This is a genomic window from Leuconostoc rapi, assembly GCF_016908715.1.
Taxonomy (GTDB): Bacteria; Bacillota; Bacilli; order Lactobacillales; family Lactobacillaceae; genus Leuconostoc; species Leuconostoc rapi.
On sequence record NZ_JAFBEK010000004.1, the window covers coordinates 68,459 to 89,511 of the forward strand.

General features: G+C 37.6%; 18 protein-coding genes, 1 pseudogene and 1 riboswitch. Of the genes and pseudogenes, 7 read left to right on the forward strand and 12 right to left on the reverse strand.

Annotated features, from left to right (window positions below):
* Positions 1-5 precede the first annotated feature (5 nt).
* On the reverse strand, positions 6-1,634 hold the full coding sequence (locus tag JOD28_RS05395) for a malolactic enzyme (protein WP_204769816.1): 1,629 nt from the start codon (positions 1,632-1,634) through the stop codon (positions 6-8).
* 141 nt (positions 1,635-1,775) lie between these two features.
* On the opposite strand from JOD28_RS05395, the gene JOD28_RS05400 reads away from it, so the two are divergent.
* Positions 1,776-2,675: a LysR family transcriptional regulator gene (locus JOD28_RS05400; protein ID WP_204769817.1), complete on the forward strand. Its 900-nt coding sequence runs from the start codon at positions 1,776-1,778 to the stop codon at positions 2,673-2,675.
* Between the two features lie 122 nt (positions 2,676-2,797).
* Here JOD28_RS05400 and ribH read toward each other — a convergent pair whose 3' ends face one another.
* Genes ribH through ribD form a run of 4 tightly spaced genes read right to left on the reverse strand, consistent with a single transcriptional unit; the run spans position 2,798 to position 6,102 of the window.
* A complete protein-coding gene (gene ribH, locus JOD28_RS05405) occupies positions 2,798-3,271 on the reverse strand; it encodes a 6,7-dimethyl-8-ribityllumazine synthase (protein WP_204769818.1) in 474 nt (157 codons plus the stop codon).
* 19 nt (positions 3,272-3,290) lie between these two features.
* Positions 3,291-4,481, reverse strand: coding sequence for a GTP cyclohydrolase II (gene ribA / locus JOD28_RS05410; protein ID WP_204769819.1), 1,191 nt, complete (start codon positions 4,479-4,481; stop codon positions 3,291-3,293).
* Position 4,482: 1 nt separating this feature from the next.
* On the reverse strand, positions 4,483-5,073 hold the full coding sequence (locus JOD28_RS05415) for a riboflavin synthase (protein ID WP_204769820.1): 591 nt from the start codon (positions 5,071-5,073) through the stop codon (positions 4,483-4,485).
* Between the two features lie 12 nt (positions 5,074-5,085).
* On the reverse strand, positions 5,086-6,102 hold the full coding sequence (gene ribD / locus JOD28_RS05420) for a bifunctional diaminohydroxyphosphoribosylaminopyrimidine deaminase/5-amino-6-(5-phosphoribosylamino)uracil reductase RibD (RefSeq protein ID WP_204769821.1): 1,017 nt from the start codon (positions 6,100-6,102) through the stop codon (positions 5,086-5,088).
* A gap of 116 nt (positions 6,103-6,218) precedes the next feature.
* Positions 6,219-6,368: riboswitch (FMN riboswitch) on the reverse strand.
* Positions 6,369-6,559: 191 nt separating this feature from the next.
* On the opposite strand from ribD, the gene JOD28_RS05425 reads away from it, so the two are divergent.
* The 4 genes and pseudogenes from JOD28_RS05425 to JOD28_RS05440 all read left to right on the forward strand — a co-directional run bounded on the left by JOD28_RS05425 (position 6,560) and on the right by JOD28_RS05440 (position 11,026).
* Positions 6,560-8,263 (forward strand): alpha-glucosidase, encoded by a 1,704-nt coding sequence (locus tag JOD28_RS05425; protein ID WP_204769822.1) that lies wholly within the window; start codon positions 6,560-6,562, stop codon positions 8,261-8,263.
* A gap of 21 nt (positions 8,264-8,284) precedes the next feature.
* Positions 8,285-9,699, forward strand: a pseudogene (locus JOD28_RS05430) (glycoside-pentoside-hexuronide (GPH):cation symporter).
* 22 nt (positions 9,700-9,721) lie between these two features.
* The gene (locus tag JOD28_RS05435) at positions 9,722-9,964 is read left to right on the forward strand and encodes a hypothetical protein (protein ID WP_204769823.1); all 243 of its coding nucleotides are present in this window, start codon (positions 9,722-9,724) and stop codon (positions 9,962-9,964) included.
* Between the two features lie 72 nt (positions 9,965-10,036).
* On the forward strand, positions 10,037-11,026 hold the full coding sequence (locus tag JOD28_RS05440) for a LacI family DNA-binding transcriptional regulator (protein WP_204769899.1): 990 nt from the start codon (positions 10,037-10,039) through the stop codon (positions 11,024-11,026).
* A gap of 85 nt (positions 11,027-11,111) precedes the next feature.
* Here the strand turns inward: JOD28_RS05440 and JOD28_RS05445 are convergent, their stop codons facing one another.
* Complete coding sequence (locus JOD28_RS05445) at positions 11,112-15,776, reverse strand: glycoside hydrolase family 70 protein (protein WP_204769824.1); 4,665 nt, start codon at positions 15,774-15,776, stop codon at positions 11,112-11,114.
* Between the two features lie 150 nt (positions 15,777-15,926).
* On the opposite strand from JOD28_RS05445, the gene JOD28_RS05450 reads away from it, so the two are divergent.
* Both JOD28_RS05450 and JOD28_RS05455 read left to right on the forward strand, forming a co-directional pair.
* Positions 15,927-16,190, forward strand: a complete 264-nt coding sequence (locus JOD28_RS05450) for a helix-turn-helix domain-containing protein (protein WP_204769825.1) — start codon at positions 15,927-15,929, stop codon at positions 16,188-16,190.
* On the forward strand, positions 16,114-16,776 hold the full coding sequence (locus JOD28_RS05455) for an Rgg family transcriptional regulator (RefSeq protein WP_239531112.1): 663 nt from the start codon (positions 16,114-16,116) through the stop codon (positions 16,774-16,776). The genes JOD28_RS05450 and JOD28_RS05455 overlap by 77 nt, the downstream gene beginning before the upstream one ends.
* Before the next feature lie 111 nt (positions 16,777-16,887).
* On the opposite strand, the gene JOD28_RS05460 is transcribed toward JOD28_RS05455, so the two are convergent.
* From JOD28_RS05460 to dprA, 6 genes are all read right to left on the reverse strand, one after another.
* On the reverse strand, positions 16,888-17,187 hold the full coding sequence (locus JOD28_RS05460; protein ID WP_204769827.1) for a PTS sugar transporter: 300 nt from the start codon (positions 17,185-17,187) through the stop codon (positions 16,888-16,890).
* Between the two features lie 17 nt (positions 17,188-17,204).
* Positions 17,205-18,065, reverse strand: a complete 861-nt coding sequence (locus JOD28_RS05465; protein WP_204769828.1) for a PTS system mannose/fructose/sorbose family transporter subunit IID — start codon at positions 18,063-18,065, stop codon at positions 17,205-17,207.
* 1 nt (position 18,066) lies between these two features.
* Positions 18,067-18,930: a PTS mannose/fructose/sorbose/N-acetylgalactosamine transporter subunit IIC gene (locus tag JOD28_RS05470; RefSeq protein ID WP_204769829.1), complete on the reverse strand. Its 864-nt coding sequence runs from the start codon at positions 18,928-18,930 to the stop codon at positions 18,067-18,069.
* A 24-nt stretch (positions 18,931-18,954) separates the two neighbouring features.
* A complete protein-coding gene (locus tag JOD28_RS05475; protein WP_204769830.1) occupies positions 18,955-19,449 on the reverse strand; it encodes a PTS sugar transporter subunit IIB in 495 nt (164 codons plus the stop codon).
* 15 nt (positions 19,450-19,464) lie between these two features.
* Positions 19,465-19,896 (reverse strand): PTS sugar transporter subunit IIA, encoded by a 432-nt coding sequence (locus tag JOD28_RS05480; RefSeq protein ID WP_204769831.1) that lies wholly within the window; start codon positions 19,894-19,896, stop codon positions 19,465-19,467.
* Positions 19,897-20,113: 217 nt separating this feature from the next.
* Complete coding sequence (dprA, locus tag JOD28_RS05485; protein ID WP_204769832.1) at positions 20,114-20,980, reverse strand: DNA-processing protein DprA; 867 nt, start codon at positions 20,978-20,980, stop codon at positions 20,114-20,116.
* Between the last annotated feature and the right edge of the window lie 73 nt (positions 20,981-21,053).

The following is a 21,053-nucleotide window of genomic DNA, read 5'->3' on the forward strand; positions in this document are numbered from 1 at the left end:
CCTAATTAGTATTCCGCAGACCATTTAGCATCTTGAACAGCCTGCTTTGGATCATCAATTTTTTCGCGATTAAGCCCTTGTTTTACAACACTTTGCGCTGTAATTTCAGCTATTTTTTGTGAGAATTCAGTTAGATTTGAAACGGGAGGTAATACAGCTGCACCTGGTTCATTAACGTCAACTAGACCACCTAGTGCATGGATTGCTGCAGATATGGTTTCTTGTGTCAACAACTTGGCCGTTGAGGCAACAAGACCAAAACCTAATCCAGGATAAATTAACGCATTATTTCCTTGTCCAATTTTATATGTCACGCCTTTGTAGGTAACATTATCTGCAGGAATGCCAGTTGCTATCAAAGCCTTGCCATCAGTCCATTTGATTAAGTTTTCTGCAGTTGCTTCAGCTAACTTTGTCGGATTTGACAAAGGAAAAATAATTGGACGTTTTGTATTTTGTGCCATCGATTTTACAATGGTTTCTGTGAATGTTCCTGGCTGTGTTGACGTACCGATTAAAACAGTTGGATGTATTTCATCTACCACCGCTTGCAAATTATCTAATTGTTCTGAATTAACAAATTCTTCCCGAGAACGCGTGAACGACTTTTGCGCTTCAGTTAAATCTTCAGTATCATCAAATAACAATCCCTGTTTATCAACAAGATAGAAATGACTGCGAGCTTCAGCATCGGATAGTCCAGCTTGTTTTAATTCTGAAAAAATTTGATTAACAATTCCCATACCAGCCGTGCCGGCACCGAATGTGACAAATTTTTGGTCAACTAATTTTTCTTTTGATATATTTAATGCGCCGAATATGCCTGCTAAAACAATCATTCCGGTTCCTTGAATATCATCATTAAATGTGGCAATACTGTCTTTATATTTATCTAAAATGACTTGTGCATTTGAACGGCCAAAATCTTCCCAATGCAGTAATGATTCTGGGAACAATTTTTGTTCAGCAGCCACAAACTTATCAATAAATTCAAGATACTTTTGACCAGCAATACGTTCATGCTTGTTTCCTAAATACAAAGGATTTTCCAATAATGTTTTGTTATTAGTACCTGCATCAATGCTTACTGGTAATACTGTCGCTGGGTCAATTCCAGCGGCAGCTGTATAAACCATCAATTTACCAACAGCAATATCAACACCATTAACGCCCCAATCCCCCATGCCTAATATGCCTTCAGCATCAGTCACAACCACTAACTTAATATCTCTACCATCAGCAGCATTTTTCAAAGTGTTTTCAATATTTTCTGGATGATCGACTGACAAAAATGCAGCATTTTGAGGGTTAGTGTAAATTTCATTATATTGTTCAATAGACTCTGCAACAACAGGATCATAAACAATTGGCATGAATTCTGAAACATGCTGATCCATTAAATGATAGAACAATGTCACATTCTCATTAAATAAGTTCATAAGAAATATTCTTTTTTCAAGTAAAGGACTTTTCGCCTGAAATTGTTTGTAAGCTTGATCCGCTTGTTCTTCAATCGTTTGCACTTGACTTGGCAATGTACCAGTTAAACCAAATTGTTCACGTTCGGCTGTAGAAAAAGCCGTGCCCTTATTTAAAAATGGATTACGCAAAATGTTATATCCTGTTGTAGTCATGTTATTTCCTCCAAGAAATTTATATTTTAATTGACAACATATTTGACTATACGCGGTCATTTGTTTTATAGTCAAACTAGGCATTTACTATAAATTTATTTTATATACATCATGATTAACATTGATATTAAGGGGCTTTTAATGAAGACAGAAGATTTTACATACTTTAATGAATTATATACGAAAAAAAGTTTTACCAAAGTAGCTCAAACTTTTGGCGTTAGCCAACCATCAATTAGTACAGCATTAAAACGATTGGAAACGTATTTTAAAAGCAAGCTAGTTATCAGGGGGAATTCACAAACTGAACTAAAATTTACGCCCGCAGGTGAACAATTATATAAGCATACCAGCTCCATTACGACGGAATTAGATAATGCTTTACACGAATTGAATCACTTGAAATCACATATTACAACAATTGGTTTACCACCAATGTTAAAAAGTGCATATTTTGCAAAGATTGCAGTAGCTAGTAAAGAATTTGACAAACGTTTTAATATTAAAAATATGCACATTTATGAAGCTGGATCTAATGTGTTGAAAAAGTCTTTGATAGATGGCGAGGTTGACATTGCATTATTAGGGTCACTAAATAGTGACGTCACCGATGAATTACTGCAGGAACCTTTTGTACAAGCTAATTTTAAAATTTACGTTTCAAATAAAAATCCCCTTTCAAAAAGGAAAAGTCTATCCTTTGCTGATCTAAAATCAGAACACTTTGTCGCGCTAGATTCGAGCTTTATTCATAATCAAGCGATAGCTTATTTTGCCAATGCAGGAAACATCAGGCCAAAATTTTTTATGAAAACTTCAGATATCAATTTTTTGATGAATATGGTTTCAGAAAATTTAGGTATCGCCTTGTTGGCTGACATCGTTAAGCCGACAACAGCAGACATCGTTACCTTACCATTAACAAACGAGAATCAGCCTACATTCATAGGTAGTATTGCATTTAGAAAAAATCACATTCTAACCTCCGAAGAGAAGATGTTGATTACTATTCTCTCGCAATATTCACGTACCAAAGAATGAAATGATGGTTAACTGGATAAACAATATTTGTTGAAACATTTAAAAATCATAATCAACCACTATCCCCTCTAAAACAAACGGCAAATGATATCTATCATTTGCCGTTTGTTTTACTATCTAATTTATTCTTCAGAATCGATTTGGTCATATACTGACAACAATTCCAACAAACTAATCGCTACTTCTGATCCCTTGTTACCAGCTTTAGCGCCTGATCGATGTTGTGCTTGTTCCAAAGTATCAGTTGTTAACACACCAAAAACAATTGGGACATTTGAATTTAAGCCAACTTGAGCAATACCATTTGAAGCACCGTTGATAACAAGATCATAGTGATCCGTATCCCCCTTAATTACTGCACCTAACGTCACAATGCCATCATACTGATTTGTTTGAACCAATTTGTTTGCTGCTAAGGGTATCTCCAGTGCACCTGGCACCCAGATAATGTCAATCGATTCTGATGCAACACCATGCATGTCTAACGCTTCCTCTGCGCCTTTGATCAATTGCTCAACGATCAATGTATTGAAACGACTAGCCACAATGGCGATACGCCGTGTTTCGTGATGTACCAACTTACCTTTATATATCATTAATTTTTTCTCCTAAACATCACAACATGTGATTGAATTTTTCTTTTTTAGTGGTCATATAATTTTTATTGATGGTATTAATACCTGTAATTAAAGGAACTTGTGCGACAACTTCAATACCATAATCACTCAACGATTGCATTTTATTGGGGTTATTGGTCAGTAGCTTAATTCGAGTTAATCCCGCTAATTTTAAAATCTCAGCCGCTTGCTTGTAATCACGTTCATCCGGTTCATGTCCTAAAGCGATATTGGCATCAAAGGTATCATAATGGTTTTCTTGTAGAATATAACTCTTAAGTTTCTCATGGATACCAATGCCACGACCTTCTTGGCGAAGATAGACCACTGCACCACCTTCATGATTAATCATATCCAGAGCTGCATCTAATTGTGGGCCACATTCACAACGTAACGATCCAAAAACTTCTCCGGTCAAACATTCTGATTGCAAGCGTACCAACGGAACGTCTTTAGCAACTATTTGACTACTAATCAATAAATCAGGTTGATCGTTCTTGGTGTCATAAGCTGTTAAATTAAAATCACCATGCGCTGTCGGCAAATGAACAGTTGCTTGTTGCTTAATGGAAAACGCTTGATGCGCTTCTCGATAGGCAATCAAATCTCGGATTGATAATTGGACTAAATGATAGGTGTCAGCTAACTGATTCAAAGCATCTTCACGAGCCATGGTGCCGTCTGCTGCCAAAATTTCAATAATATAAGCCACTGGCGGTACACCGGCAATCTTAGCCAAATCGACCGCTCCCTCCGTATGGCCTTGTCTTGACAAAACACCATGATCTTCAGCAACTAAAGGAAAAACATGCCCTGGCGTTTCAAAATCACTTGCCCGACTACTTAGGTTAGCGAGCTGTTTGATCGTATGCGCACGTTCATAGGCTGACACGCCTGTTGTGCTATCGATATGATCGGCACTGACAGTAAATTTTGTTTGGAATTTTTCAGAATTTTCTGTTGTCATTTGTCTCAAATTAAGTTGTTGCGCACGATCCTTTGTCATCGGAACGGCCAAAACGCCACGTCCTATTGATAGCGCGCGATTAATTGTTTCACCACTTGCAAATGAGGCCAAGCCAACAAGATCGCCTTCATGTTCACGATTTTGATCATCTGTTAAGATGATTAATTGCCCTTTTTTGAGCGACTCGACTGCTAAGTTTACTTTTTCAAAGCTAGTTAACATACTAATCCTCCTGATTTAAGTATTTTGCTAAAATATCCGTTTCAATATTCACTCGATCATTTACTTCAAGTGAGTCTAGGTTTGTATGTGTTAATGTATAGGGAATTAAACCAATTTGAAAAGTATCATTTAACGTTTTCACGACAGTTAAACTAACACCCGATATAGTGATCGATCCTTTGGCAACAATTTGCCGCATGCTTTGATTGTGCCCTACTTTAAAAGTAAGCATGACTGTCTCATCTATCTGCCATCTGTTAATCACTTGTGCAGTAGTGTCAACGTGTCCTAAAACAAAATGACCATCAAAGCGTTCTGATGCCAAAATAGCCTTTTCAAGATTAACGCGTTGTCCGACACGATAATTTTGAACAATCGTTGTTTCAAATGTGGGCATCATAATATCAAAATCAGCATAATTTTGTTCAGATGCAATCATCGTCAGACAAACGCCGTCTACCATGATGCTAGCGCCCAATGCGCTATCACTAAAATAATTTGTTTCGGTTGAAATTCGCAACCGCATGTTTTTGTCATTGATTAACATCATATTTTCTAATTGACCAATGTTTTGTGTTATACCAGTAAACATACTTACGCCTCCTTAATCATTGATATAACGTCTCTTCACTGCATTACCAACGCGTGTTTCTGATTCAGGCATTTGCTTGCATATCACGCCTGGTACACCGCTACCTAATGTCACATCTGTTTCATAAATCAACTTTTCTTGCCACAGATTTTCTGCTATGAATGCGTTCATGAGTTTCGGACCGCCCTCAATCATGACAGATTGAATATTTTGTTGGGCCAAATGTCGCAACACGCCCGCCAAACCATGAGTCATCAGATAAACGTTGTGGCTTTGATTAGCAAATGCCATATTCTCAGTATAAATAATCCAACGATTAGAAAAATCAAAATGATTGTTTTGTAACCGACCACGTCGATCAATAACAACGCGCATGGGCTGCTGATGACCACTATCAACTAATCTAATCGTCAGTTGCGGTTTATCAACCAAAAAAGTCTCACTGCCAATCATAATAGCACTTCTTTTCGCGCGCTCTTGATGAACATCTATATCGGCACGATCGTCAGTTAATTTTGTACGTTTGTGATGACCCGATGACACAAAACCATCTTTTGATACAACTAATTTCAACTGGACATAAGGTTTTTTTGATTGAAAATAATAGTAAAATTCTGGATTAAGACATGCGCTGTGATTTGTATGCAAAACGGCCACTTCAACACCTGAAGCTTTTAACAAAGCAACACCCTGACCATTCGTTGTAGGATTTGGATCAATACTGCCAATAACGACTCGTCTGAGGCCCCATGTTGACATTGCCTTGGCACATGAACCGACTTTACCAGATGATGAACAAGGCTCCAACGTAACATACATCGTTGCACCAATTATTTGATTTTTATCTTTCAAATGATTAAACGCGTTAATTTCAGCATGTGCTTGACCAAATACATCATGGTAACCCGTCGCGATAATTTGATTATTCTGGACGATAATTGCACCAACACGTGGATTCTCAAAAGTCTTGTAAGCAACTGCTTTAGTTGCTTCTTGAGCAGCTAAAGCCATAAATGTTAAATCATTCATCTTTCACCTCCTGAATTGTTAGAACAAAAAACCCGATGTGTCATGAATACACATCGGGTTATGATAGTTTAGGTCAATTCAAAAAAGTTTGATACATAAAAAGCATCAAAACGATTCTAAATCTTCTCCCATCCAGACTTTAACTGTCGGTCACAGAATTTCACTGTGTCAACAAGACATTCAAAATGTCTCGTTCACGGACTAAGGTACATGATACACATACCATCACCGTCGGTCGGGAATTACGCCCTGCCCCGAAGATTATTGTTTAACAGTTTAAATACTAACAGCAATGTACTTTCTAGTCAATAAAATTATTTTTATTATCTCGCATGATGACCGTTAACCGATGACTTAATATTTCAAATTGTAAGCGCTTGCATATATCATTCTTTGGGTTTATACTATAGCTGAACAGATAAATGGAACGTTCCAAGTACAAGAAGAGAGGTCTAATATGTCTAAACAAAAATGGTGGCAAAACGCTGTTGTCTATCAAGTTTACCCGAAAAGCTTTCAAGATAGCGACAACGATGGTATTGGGGATATACGCGGTATTATTAATCGACTAGATTATATTGCGCAACTTGGTGTTGATGTCATTTGGCTTAACCCAATTTATAAAACACCAGATATTGATGGTGGCTATGATATTTCAGATTATCAAGATATCAATCCCACCTTTGGTAACATGTCAGATTTTGAGGAATTACTTGCCAAGGCGCATGCGCGCCATTTAAAAATCATGATGGATCTTGTCGTGAATCATAGTTCGTTTGAACATGACTGGTTTAAAAAAAGTTTAGCCAGTTCAGAACCAGATAATCAGTATCGTGATTATTACATTTGGCGTGATCCTGTTGACGGACATGAACCAAATAATTGGGGATCATTTTTCTCAGGACCAGCATGGACTTATGATGAACAATCTGGTCAATACTACTTACATTTATTCGCAAAAGAACAACCAGACTTAAATTGGGAAAATCCAGACGTCAGAAATAATATTTTTGATATGATGAATTGGTGGGCTACCAAGGGTATTGATGGTTTTCGAATGGATGTTATCTCCCTACTTTCCAAACCAGAAGGCTTACCTGATGCACCATTAGTAGACGATCAAGTTTACGGCGATTCCGGTGCAATGGTCGCCAACGGCTCACATGTTCATGAATATCTCCAAGAAATGAATAAAAAAGTGCTATCCAAACATGACTGGATTACTGTGGGTGAGACAGCTGGTGTCACTACTGAAGAGGCACAGAAGTATGCCAACGTTGACGATAGTGAATTAAATATGGTCTTCCAATTTGAACATGTGAGCTTGGATGGTAATACAAATCCAGCACTTGGTAAGTGGTCCGATCGCCGTGTCACCTTACCTGATCTGCGTGCAAATTTAGTAAAATGGCAGAAGAGTCTCGCAGGTAAAGCATGGAACAGTCTGTATTGGAATAACCATGATCAACCTCGTACCGTGTCTCGATTTGGCAATGATTCAGCAGAATTCAGAGTATTGTCTGCCAAAATGCTAGCGGCTGTTCTACATTTCATGCAAGGCACCCCTTACATTTTTCAAGGTGAGGAATTGGGCATGACCAATGCGAACTATCAAACATTGTCACAATATCGTGATTTAGAAACACTAAATATTTATGAAGATGCCGTCAATAAGACGCACCTCGTTGAACCAGAAACCATGTTAAATTATCTCAGGGCACGTTCAAGAGATAATTCCCGGACGCCAATGCAGTGGAATAATCAGCATAACGCAGGATTTAGTGAACATGAGCCTTGGCTTGAGGTTAATCTTAATTATCAACAAATCAACGCTGAAGCGGCATTATCTGACAAAAACTCTGTTTTACATTTTTATAAACATTTGATTGATTTACGACATACGCTACCTGTCATCACTGATGGCCAATTTGATCTGGTGATAGGTAATGAAGATGACGCTGATGTTTTTGCTTATCACCGTTATGATGATTCACAAACCTTATTAATCATTGCTAACTTCACTGATAAGTCGCTTAATCGTCATTACGAGTTACCAGATGAACACGAATTACTGATTCAAAATTATCAAAATGATCAAGGCGATACCTTACGCCCATATGAAGTCAAAGCTTATCGCTACAACACTAAAATTACACATTGATATTAAAAAAAGAAGGTTAATATGATGACAAGTAATAATAATGTGGTTCAAAATCAGCAAGTTACAGGAAAACTACCGTGGAATGAGCGCTTTAGCTATGGTCTGAGTGATTTTGCCTGCAGCTTCACATTTAGTTTAATCGGCACCTACTTAATGTATTTTTACACCGACGTTTTTGGTATCTCGGCAGCTGCCGTCGGTACATTAATGTTAGTTGCGCGTGTTATTGATGCATTAGACGGCCCATTTTGGGCATTATGATTGATCACACACATACAAAATGGGGACGTAGCCGTCCTTACTTACTGTGGTTCAACGCGCCTTTCACAATTTTCACGATTCTCTGCTTTACAACACCTGATCTACCTATGAATTGGAAAATTGTTTGGGCATATGTCACCTATATCGGTATCGATGTTCTTTATTCCGCAGTCAATATTCCGCTCACCTCTATTTTGCCTAGTATGACCTCTAATCCAGATGAACGTGTACTGCTATCGACAATTCGCTCACTATTTTCTAACTTTGGCGGTACCTTAATTTCAGTTATTGCACTGCCCTTAGTAACATTATTTGGGGGAACGAATAACCCTAGGCGTGGCTTCTTCTGGTTAGCAGTTATGGCCGGACTCGTATTCTTTGTTATCTATCTAATTGTGTTTGCAAACATCCGTGAACATGTTAAGACACGCCAATCTGAAAAGCCCCTACCTATCAAAACATCATTAAAGGCGCTAAAAAATAACTGGCCTTGGGTCATCGTTGTCGGCTTAAACTTTATCTATTGGTTAGGGATGCAAACCAAGGGACAAGTGACAATTTATTTCTTCAAGTACAATCTAGACAAACCCGGACTTGTTTCGTTAGCCCTATTCTTTAATGCAGTCGGACTGATATCAGTCTTTTTCACACCTTATGTCGTCACTAAACTTGGCAAAAAGAGAACTTTGTTGACAGGATTAGGAATTAGTATTGGCGGTCAACTTATTCTTGGATTGGGTGCACAATTACTTAATATTCCAATTGTTATTATCGGTACTATTGTCGGAAACTTTGGTAATGGCTTTGTCGGCGCATTAATCGCCGTACTATTAGCAGATGCTGTTGATTATGGTGAATGGAAAAATAATGTTCGAGCCGAAGGTATCGTCACTTCAGCATCTAGTTTCACAGCCAAATTTGGTATGGGTATTGGTGGCGCAATTACAGGTATGCTCCTATCTGCTGGTCACTATGCGCCGAATAAAGTTCAAAGTGCTTCTGCCCTATTTAGTATCGAAGCCAACTATGTCTGGGTTCCTCTAATTGCGCTTGTTATTTCGTTTATCCTTATTCTTCTTTACCGCTTAACACCCGAACGAGAAAAGTTAATGCGCCGTGATTTGACCTTAAAGCATAGTCGTGAAGATCAAGAAGATCTCAACTCAGCACTATAAAATCAATAGAAAGGAAACCACCATGTCTGAAGAACAGCTCCATATTAATCCAAATGACTTTGCCATGAAAATTATTGGACAAACGCCAAAAGATCCTGAAATCAACAATCAACAATTCATCAAAAGCCAATTGACGCTATACTTAGAAGCTTACTATCTTGTCAATGATTTCAATCAGCTAGAAGTTTCACAACTTGAAAAGATGAAACAGCAACAAATATCAGAATTATTTGATAAAATGTTATCAGGAAGATTTTCTGTTTAACAAAGCAAAAAAGAACGTCCTTCATTGGGACGTTCTTTTTATAAAATAAAAGCAGGTGCTAAATTGTCTAATATGAATGATGTTGCTCGTATAGCGGGTGTTTCACGCGGTTCTGTTTCTAATTATATTAATGGCCGAAAAACACGACCTGATACACAAAGCAAAATTGAAAAAGCTATTAAATCACTCAATTATGTGCCGAATGCTACTGCACGTGCTTTAAAAACGAGCCGTTCAAATTATGTGATATTCATCATACCTACAGTTAACACCCCATTTTTTTCCGAACTCAGTTATCACGTCCAGCTAGAACTCAAAAAATTTGGTTATAAAATGATTTTGTGTAATTCCAATAGTGAACCTAAAGAAGAATTGGAATATATTCAGATGGCCAATACGCAAAAAGTAGCTGGTATTATTACGATGTCATATGCCGACATTGCTGACCTAGTATCACCTGATATTCCATTGGTTTCGATTGAAAAAAAAGTATCAGATAATTTTCCGATTATTATCTCAGACAATTATCAAGGTGGTCGCTTAGCTGCTCAAAAGTTACAAAAAGGTGGTGCAAAGCAACTGCTCTTCGTCTCAAAATCACCCGTAAAAGATATTTCGAGCGTCCGTCAACAAGGATTTGTTGACTATTGCCTAGAACATCATCTAACTTATGATACATTTTTGACACGAGACATCCCCAACTTCATCGATGACTTTAAAGATTTTATTCTAGAAAATAAGATCGATCATGCCTTTAAATACGATGGCGTTTTTTCAGATTCTGATGAATATGCTAACGCTTTCTGGCATCTTTTACTTCAGTATGACATTAGCGTACCTGGTGATGTTCAAATTATTGGTTTTGATGCTGCTCGTACCTATCAAAGACAACCTACTTTCCTCTCCGCTATTCGCCAACCCATTGAACAGATTTCATCAGAAGCAGTGAATAGACTATTGTTGCAACTCCCCCACCCAGAACAGCATAGTCAAAAAAATTCAATCACTGTATTACCGATTACTTTTCAACAAGGTGTAACGACAAAAACTAAGAAGCAATGATCAAATCATTGCCTACCATATAATAAAAGTGTGCTATAGCAACTATTGATGCAGTTACTATAGCACACTTTTTAATTGAAATTTGTTAAGCCATTTTCATCACGCCGTCAACACCGAAATATTGCCATGAACCATCTGACAATCTTTCAAAGCGATCTGTTACCATCTCACCTGAATCTGCGTCATAATAACGTGTTTTGCCTTGCTTATCCGTCACCGCTTGTCCTTTGATTTGGTGGTAATTGTCATCAAAAAACAACTTTTGACCATTAATTGTTTGATTACCCTTAACAGCGCGGCCATTAGCACCAAAGTAAAACCATGAACCATCTGACAGTTTTTCAAAGCGATTAACAATCACTTCACCCGAATCAGCATCATAATAAGTTGTACGTCCTTGATTATCAACGTACTCATGCCCTTTAATCTGATTATAATGATCATCGAAATAAAGCTTCTGACCGTTGATTGTTTGACTTCCCTTAACAGCACGACCATTTGCGCCAAAGTATGCCCAATCACCATTAGATAACTTTTCAAAGCGATTAACAATCATCTCACCTGAATCAGCATCATAGTAAGTGATTCGTCCTTGATTGTCAACATATTCATGTCCTTTGACTTGACGGTAGTTATCATCGAAATACAGTTTTTGTCCTTGAATAGTCCTTTGACCCTTAACAGCAACACCATTTGAACCAAAGTAAGCCCATGAATTATCCTCTAACTGCTTAAATTGATCAGTCAACATATCACCAGAATCAGCAGAGAAGTAGCGCAATTGACCATCAGCACTTGTGACTAGTTGCCCCTTGACTTGAATACCATCACTGTTGAAATATTGAACATGTGTTTGTTGGTCTATTTTAATCGTTGTTAGGCCTTTATTTGCCATCGCACCATGTTTGTCAAAATAGCGCCATTGCTTCTGACTATCCATGAAATAATCACCAACTGCTTGTTTACCTTGTTGGTTAAAGTAATAAGTGTCGCCATCAGCATCTGTCAAATAAGCATCTTGTAACTCAATACCGTTTGGCAAGAAGTAGTAGGTTGCGCCATTGATTTTCTGGAAAGAATATGTCATGTAGCCATTCTTATCAAAATAATACCAATTTGAATTTTCATCTTGAATAAAGGTATCTTTCGCTTGATAACCGCTCGTTGAAAAATAAGTCATCCCCTTATCATCAGAAACAAATCCTGTATTTGATATTTGATTGACCAATTGTTTTGGCAAAAAAGCATTACTTTTATCTCCTGAGACAACCTTAAAGTAGTCATTAGTTGCCCAATCTTTCAAAACATAGTAAGCACCTCGTCCTTGGATATTACTACCATTGAAATACTTTGCGGACCATTCTTGAATTTTTTCACTTGGATCCATTGGTACCCCAGTAGAAATTTGATTTGTTGTAAACAAATCAGGGTATGCTGCTTTGATCGCATCAAGGAATGCGCCACCATATAGTTTCTGATAGTCACCCCCACCCACAGTTTGAGCAGCATATAGTGTTTTATTAATCACTGAATTATCATTATAAACACCTGAATTATTGACACGTTCTGCCGTAACAACTTGCTGACCTGTTAAGTTATAAATTTGATCTGGCACCCAGTCGGCCATTGCTTTAATACCTGATGCGTGCAACGACTTAATCGCATCACGCAATTGATCGACTGTACCATACTTTGTTGGTGTGTTAAAGCCAAGATCATAGCGGTCAGTAAATGCATAACCGTTTTGGATAATTGAATCTAAGAAACTACCATCTGTACTTGATCGGTACTGTGGTGCAAATTCAAAACTAGTAATACCCCAGTCCTTATATAACTGAGTATTTTTAGCAATGATTGCATTCGTATATTCATCCTCGCTTGTTGGGGTAGATTGAAAGTTAGAAAAACTTTCATAAATAACTTGAGAATCTAAAGCCGCGTTTGAATGTAAAGTTTGACCGTTATTCACTGTTGCTACATCACTATCAGATGTGCGGGCATCCTGTGTGTCCAATGCATCAACTGGTGCCCAAGCCGCTAAGTATCCTGAAACTTGTGGATTAGCCACGCCTTGAATTTCTGAAGCATCAAAAATTAATTGCCCATCAGCATCGGTATACTTAATACGTGATTGATCAGTATCTGATTGATTAATTTCAGTGACAATACCATCTTTTGTTGTCAATAATATCGGACGATAAGCTTGATTTTTATGAGCTGCACCCATTTGTACAATAACTCTGTCTGATTGACTTAATTTCAGGTCAGGATTATTAGCTTCAATAACTGCGATACCTTGTGTGCGTGTCTCACTAGTACCTTCATCAGTGACTGCCATAGCGCCTTTACCATAACGTACAGATGTGAGTACACCATGATTAGAATTTGCGGCCATCGATGAATCACCAGCAACGTAGTGCATCGCCATCGTCTGACCACCAGATACATATTTCAAACGTGATTGCAGCAACGTGTTAATAGCGTCATAGTAAGGTGACTTGTTCGCCATGTACTGACCATCATCAGTAAAAAGATCGCCGTAGTAAACGCGTGGCACAGTATCCTTGTTTGTCAACAACAAAGCATATGTGCTTGGAATGTTGAACTGTGTAAATTCTTTATCCGTTTTCAACTGATCAGCATTATAAATCTTAAATGCTTGTGTTAACTCATCTTGTGTTGGTGTCAAACCATCTGAATTAGGATTGATTTTTTGTTTAATAATTTCAGCAATAACCGTCTGTACTTCACTATCATGTGCCCTTACAAAGGAGTAGTTTGGTCTGGCAGTATTATCCGTATCATCAACTGTACGATTCACTAAACTATTCGTTATTAATGGCTCTAATCCACTACGGACCGCATGCCCATCTTGATCAGTAACTGGCATTGTCAAAGAATATTTCAAAGATAATCTTAGTTTATTATCCATTGACAACTGATTATCACCATGATCTTTGACATACTGAGCATCGTTATCACTCCAATCTTCTAAAATGGATAGATGTTGATTTGCAGTCGCATCATTCTTATCGACACCATAGGCCGCTTTCATATAATCAGATTGAATTTGTAATAGATCAGCATCCACATTATCGACCGCATCCACACGAATACTATCAAAGTTCGCATCAGCATCTTGATTTGTAATTGAACCAAAGTTTAATAGATAGTACAACCAGTTAAGTTGCTCAGCCTGAACAACAGGATTAGAATTATCAACATCATTAGCTAATAAGAAATCATAACCACCCTGTGTTGGATCTTCTGAATAAGAATAATAACCTTTTTGGTTAGTTGGCGTTCTATTCAAAAGGCGGTAATCAGAATTGGCATTTGGTGTTTTATCACTATTAACATATAATAAAGCACCACCTTGTAAGTGATCTTTGTCATCACCGGTTGTTTGATACTCACTAGCGATGTTCCAATTTGGTTGGCTGTCAACAAAATTAGATATTGTCTGCTTTAACCAATCGGTTTGTTGATTTTGACCTATTTTTTGTTCAATATTAGTTTGAACATCGTGTGCTGCTTTGTTCAAATCACTTTGGTCATCTTCATCAGTAAAATCAACTGAATGTTGACTCAAACCAGCATTTTTCATATAGTTCAAATAATTAACTTGTGTGACTTTGTCTGGCCACCAACTCATCAATAGTGGTCGAAAATCATTGTCAGTTGACGGCGTCCAATTTTTGCCATCCGCGAGTATATCAGTTGGTCGATACCAGCTATCTGCAGTTAAATAACCATCAATATCAGTAAAACTGTTTGCCGTATCGTCATGAACAGCATTATGTTGTGAAAAATTATCATTTTGACTTGTTAGTCCCTGTTTAAATTTATAATCGTCAGTTGGTACTAAGAAGCCGTTATCCTTATCAAAATAGAGTACATGACCATCAACAATTGCAGTGAAATTCTTTTTAACTTGACCATTATCGTCAATATAGACCGTTTTACCATTAACTGTTTGAATGTTCTTTGAACTGTATTGCGTTTGTGCAGACGATGTGTCACGTTTATCATTTTTGGCCGACGGATCACTAGTTGTTGTGGTATTAGCTACATTATTATTGTCAACACTACTTTTATCTGTCGTGTCCTGATTATTCCCATCCTTGACAGTGTCGGTTTGATTGCTTGCATCTTTGTCAGGAGTAGCTTGATTATTGTCGTCCTGATTAGTATCAGTTTGTATATTAACAGCCTTACCATTATCGCTTTGATTACTTGTATCTTTATTAGCGTCAGTCTGAGCGTTAACATCTTTATTTTGATCACTTGTATCTTTATCAGCACTAGGTTGATTATTGTTAGCATTCTGCGCAGTATCTGTCGTGCTTGGTACGATAACATTGGCTGGTGTGTCATCATTATTTTTACCTGCTGTAGGCATATCTTGTGCGGCAGCATTCGTTTGAGTATTATTAACTGGCTCTGCTACCGCAGCGTCATTATTAGTCCCTTGATCCTGATTACCTGTTTGCGTGCTATTCGATGCTGGATCATCATGTACCGCGACGTTATCATCACTTATCGTAGCATCTTTTGCACCTGTGTCTGAAACAGATGTATCAATGGTCCCATTGTTTGTTGCCACTACTTGGACAGCCGATTCACCATGTGTTGTGTCGGCGTACGTTTGCTGTTGTACTGCTAATCCAAAACTTAAAATACCAGCAGCAACCCATAATTTACCAGATTTGTACAACTTCTTACGGCAAGTTGTTTTTTCATTCTTCATGTTATTCTCCTCCAAGAAATAGTCATTTTTTCATCAATTGTCACTATTAATAATTGCTTATTGACAGCAACAACCTTTTCAATATACACTAATAAAATACACAACTTCATAATATTCAAAAATGAATATTATGACTCGGAGAAATTTACTATGATAAAAAATGATAATATTATTAAAAAGATTAGAAAGTCAAGAGGCGTTTCCCAAAAAGAATTGGGCCATTTAATTGGTTCACAATCGATGATTTCTCGCATAGAAAATAATCAAAGTTCCCCCACTGATTACAATTTACAGGAAATTTGTCAAATTTTAAATATACCCATTAGAGAATACTTCGATGCGACATTTGGGAAAAAAAAACAATTTAGCCCTAATAAAATCTGCTTTAGAACATGCATATATCAAACAAGATAAAATTGTATTACACCATATTTATAGTCTTGCTCAAGACAAAGCCGTTGAACAACCAGAAAATTTGACACAGCGCCATTTTGCTCTAATGGCTAAATCAACGTTATATCATTTGGATTACAAATTAACGACTGAATCGATACAGCATGAATTGATAGATTACTTTTTTACCATTGATATTTGGCAATACTATGATCTTTGTTTGTTTTTTTTTGTGCACAATATGATAAACGTTGAAAAATTAAAGCCATATATTAATGATATTTTAAATCAGTACCTCGCCAACAAATTATCAACGGTAGCTGATAATATGGTGGCGCCTATTTTAATCGCGTTTTTAGAATCAACTATCATACAAAAAAACACAGCCATCACTAAATCACTGTTCTTGCGATTGGATTTTCTTAATCTTTTCGAACAAAACATGACTTTCCAAACCTGGCTATTATTTTTGCGCGGTCTATTTGAAAATCATAAAACAAAAATTAGTGATGCTTACAATATTGTTATCTCGCTTCACATGACGACACCTCAAAAATTATTTGATCATACACAGCAATATTATCAGCGATTAACCAGAAGAGACTAAAGCCCTCACCAATAATCATTCTCGCCTGAGATTAACAAACATCAAAAATGCGTCAACTAGATCAAACTCTAGTTGACGCATTTTATCTGCCGAGTGATTAAACTCCTGACATTATCCCACAGTGCCATTCATGATTTTTTCATAACTATCGATAACTTTGGTCACATTTTTTTTACCTTTATAAATGACATAACCTACTGTAAACATTAGAATAACACTCACAACACTCAAACCAATACTTGTCATCATTAACCAAATACCTTCATGTCTGAGAAAATAAGTCATTAGTACGCCAATACCGACTAGCAGTGAGAAGAATGACTGCCAATGCTGCAAATTACGCAGCATATTTTCTTGAAATATAATTTCCTCTTTGTATCCTTGTGCAATACTTTTGGTATCTGTTATCATAAAACTTCCCTCATGACTTAATAAGTTAATCCTGGGTTAAAGAATCCGAGCAATACACCGATTAGAGCAACAACAACCAAAATTAACATCACTTTGATTGGTGAAATATTCTTTTTAGCCATTAACCACCAGCAAGCAACGATGAACGCTGCCGTTAGGAGGCCAGGGTAGACTGAATCCAATTTATCTTGTAGTACTAAGTAGGCTTTACCTGATGAATTCGTTAATCTAAACGACGTTTTTACCGTAACCCAGGTGGCAGCAACGCCACCAACCACCATACCACCCACTGTGGCAATCGCTTTTCGAACGGCTTTACCTTGTGCGCCAATTAAGATACCAACTGCTTTATCACCTAACTCATAACCCTTAAAGTAGGCAAAACGCATGCCGAAATAACCAAGTAGGTTCCAAACGATAATATAAAATATTGCACCTAACGGCGAACCACCATCAGACATACCCAAGGCAATACCTAGAATAACAGGAATTAACGTTCCGACAACAAGTGAGTCACCAATACCGGCAATTGGTCCCATTAACCCAGCACGTAGTCCGTTAATGGTCGTATCATCAACATCCCCATCACTACCACTATTAACTTGGTTCGCCCTGGCTTCTTCCAAACTAGCGGTGATACCAACAATAATTGTGCCTAACTGCGGCTCTGTATTGAAGAACGCCGTATAGGTTTTCATTGCCTTTTCTTGGTCTTCTTTATTATCATATAGTTCCTCAACAATCGGCAACATCGATGTTAAGTAGCCAAACGTTTGCATATGTTCTTGAGAAAACGCTGTTAAATGACCGTAAAACCAATGATGAAAAGATCGATTTAGCGTTTTACGAGAAAGTACTTTCTTTTCTGTATTAGCCATCTTAAATATCCTCTTCTTCCTCATCATCATCAATAACCGCACCGCCTGAACTACTTGCTACCGGTTGTTTATTGGTACTAATCGCCATATCCAACTTGTAAAAAATCATGGCAAAAATTAACGATACAACTGTTACAGAAACTAAATTGAGTTTTAATGATGCCGCAAATGTAAATCCCACAAAGAATGGTATAAAGTCAAGTGGCCCTTCTACGATTTGCTTAAGTAAAATAGCAATTCCGACACAGGGTAGTAAAGCACCTACTGTGAATAAAGTTTTCATTGGAATGCCATCCATTGGTAACGCTGTTTTAAGCGCTTGAACGGCACTTGAACCAAAATGCGTCATCAGCACGGTTGGTATGAAAGAGAAGAATAGATGTGAAATCCAAGGATAACCCCAGTCAACCGCATACAGTTTTTTAAAATCACCTTTTTCAACTGCGCGCCAACCCATATGCTGCCATACGAGGTTCATCGTTGCAGTACCGTAAAACAATACAGTACCAACAGTACCAACCAAGGTACCCATTGACTTGGCTAAGTCAGCAGCATTTGCTGATGTTGCTGAAAGTCCTTGTGCATGAATAGCCACCATAGCTAACGGAATACCGATATAAGACACAGCCCTTAAATCCGCAGATACTGTACCACCTGGTGTTACTAAGGCAATATAGACTAACTGCATGGCAACACCGGCAGCAATACCTGTTTTCATATCGCCTAATACAATCCCACACACCAAACCACCGACTAATGGTCTGCCTAACGTGTAATTACCAATCGTAGATCCCGCCATACCTGGCATAGAAGACAAACTGGCAAAAATACCTAGAATACTTGCTTGTATCCAACTAATTGTCATTTCCCTAACCCCTTTTATGTTAGTTTACAAATCAAATTTACCTTTGAAATCATCCCAATAACCAATTGAAACATCAGGTAAAAGCTGGAACTTGACTTGATATCCCTGTTTTTGAATGGCTTCAAAATCAAGGGCTTCTTCGGGTAGAATTGATTGGTTATTGCCAAGCTTAATCGCGCTAGGTCGATCATTAGCTGGTCCGACAATGACTTTTTTAATTTCACTTGGTACAAAGCCGTAATCAACAAGGATGGTTTTCATGTCTTGCGGTGTTTTAGTGATTAAAAAGTATTGGCGATCAGAATCTAAAACTTGTTGCGCCTTTTCTTTAAAATGTGCCAATGTCCATACAAAGGTCTTCTTCTCCGAAGCACTTTTAAAAGCATCTTTTAAAATAGGATTATTGGCAGCAGCATCATTCACCGCTATCAAGCCATCACAAGGATACTCTTTTGCCCAACGGGTCACAGTTTGACCGTGTATAATTCTGTCATCGATACGTACAAATGAAATACTCATAAGTTCTTATTCCTTTCAAATTTCCTCATCATCATCTATTTCATTAACTATTTCAAACTTTTTAACTGCCGTTGTTGCTTCGTTCAAAATAGCTGTTACGAATGTGTCTTGGTCCAAACTGTCTTTTAAGATCGCCGCATTGAGTGCCATCGGAAAATTCATGCCACCTAGAATGACAGTATTTGCTAACTTATCCTGTTGGTTTAAAATATTTGTGACAGTCGTTAACGGACTACCACCAATAATATCAGCCAAAACAATTAGCGAGGCATCAACATCAAAACTAGAGATTAACTTTTTAACACGCACTTCAAACTGCCCAATATCCTCATCAGATTGTAGTCCAACAGCTTCGACTGTTGCTATATCATCGCCAATAAACATACTGAGGGCATCTCTCAAACCCTCTGAAAATTTGCCATGACTTACCAAAATGAGATTTTTCATTCATTTTTCCTCTTGCTTTCATGTCAGTATACATCTTATTTAGGTTATGCATGTAAGCGTTTACATTCCCTAAATCATATTTTACGCTTACGTGACAAAAAAAACAATCCCATTTCTCAAAATATGCTTAGAAACAACAAAAAGTCAAATAAAGTTAGGGTTAACTTTATTTGACTCTCATAAATTGAAAAGAAATGATGACTATCATCGCACACTTTTAAATGGTATCCAATAATTGAACACTATCGCGAATATCTTGTGGTTGCGTCACCAACTTCGCACCCAGACTTAATAATTCATTTGTGCCATGAGATGTTTCTGAAAAAATTGATCCAGGTACAGCTAAGACTTCTCTGTTATTTTGTAACGCAACATTAGCCGTAATCAAACTACCAGATTTTTGTTTTGCTTCAACCACTAAAGTTGCGGAAGATAATCCTGCAATAATGCGATTGCGTGCAGGAAAATGCGACCGCTGGGGACCAGTTCCTGGCATATATTCACTTAATAATAAGCCTTGTAGCGCAATTTGTTTTTGAAGCGCCTCGTTGCGTCTTGGATAGAAAACATCGATACCTGTACCAATGATTGCAATCGGTACCCCTTGATGCGCAAACGTTATTTGATGAGACATTACATCTATCCCCTGTGCTAAGCCTGACACGATAGCAACACCATCATTAATTACATCTGGTAACATATGTCGTAAAGTTGCCATGCCATATGTCGTCGCCTGTCGTGTACCAACAACGGATAAACTTGGTAATTTTAGCGCGTCTAATTGACCGGCATAAAATAAAATCATCGGTGGCTCATATATTTCACGCAAGCGTTGGGGATATACAGCATCAAAAAATGTGATATACGACACATTGACAGTTTGTGCTTGTCGTAATGCGCCCGCATAGCTCGCACGAATACGACTATGATAGGTCGTTTTGGTTATTTTTAGTAGAAAATCTAATGGCCACGGATAAACTGTCGGTGTCAAGGACTCGTTAATCAATTTGATGATATATGAAGCCGTGGCTGACCCGATACCCTGCGTCAAGTGAATTGCTAATAACTGTTGGTTTAAGTTCATATTCTATTCCTCAAACCATCATACGAAAAACCAACCTCTGTGTCACAACATATTATTCTGAAACAACTTTAAG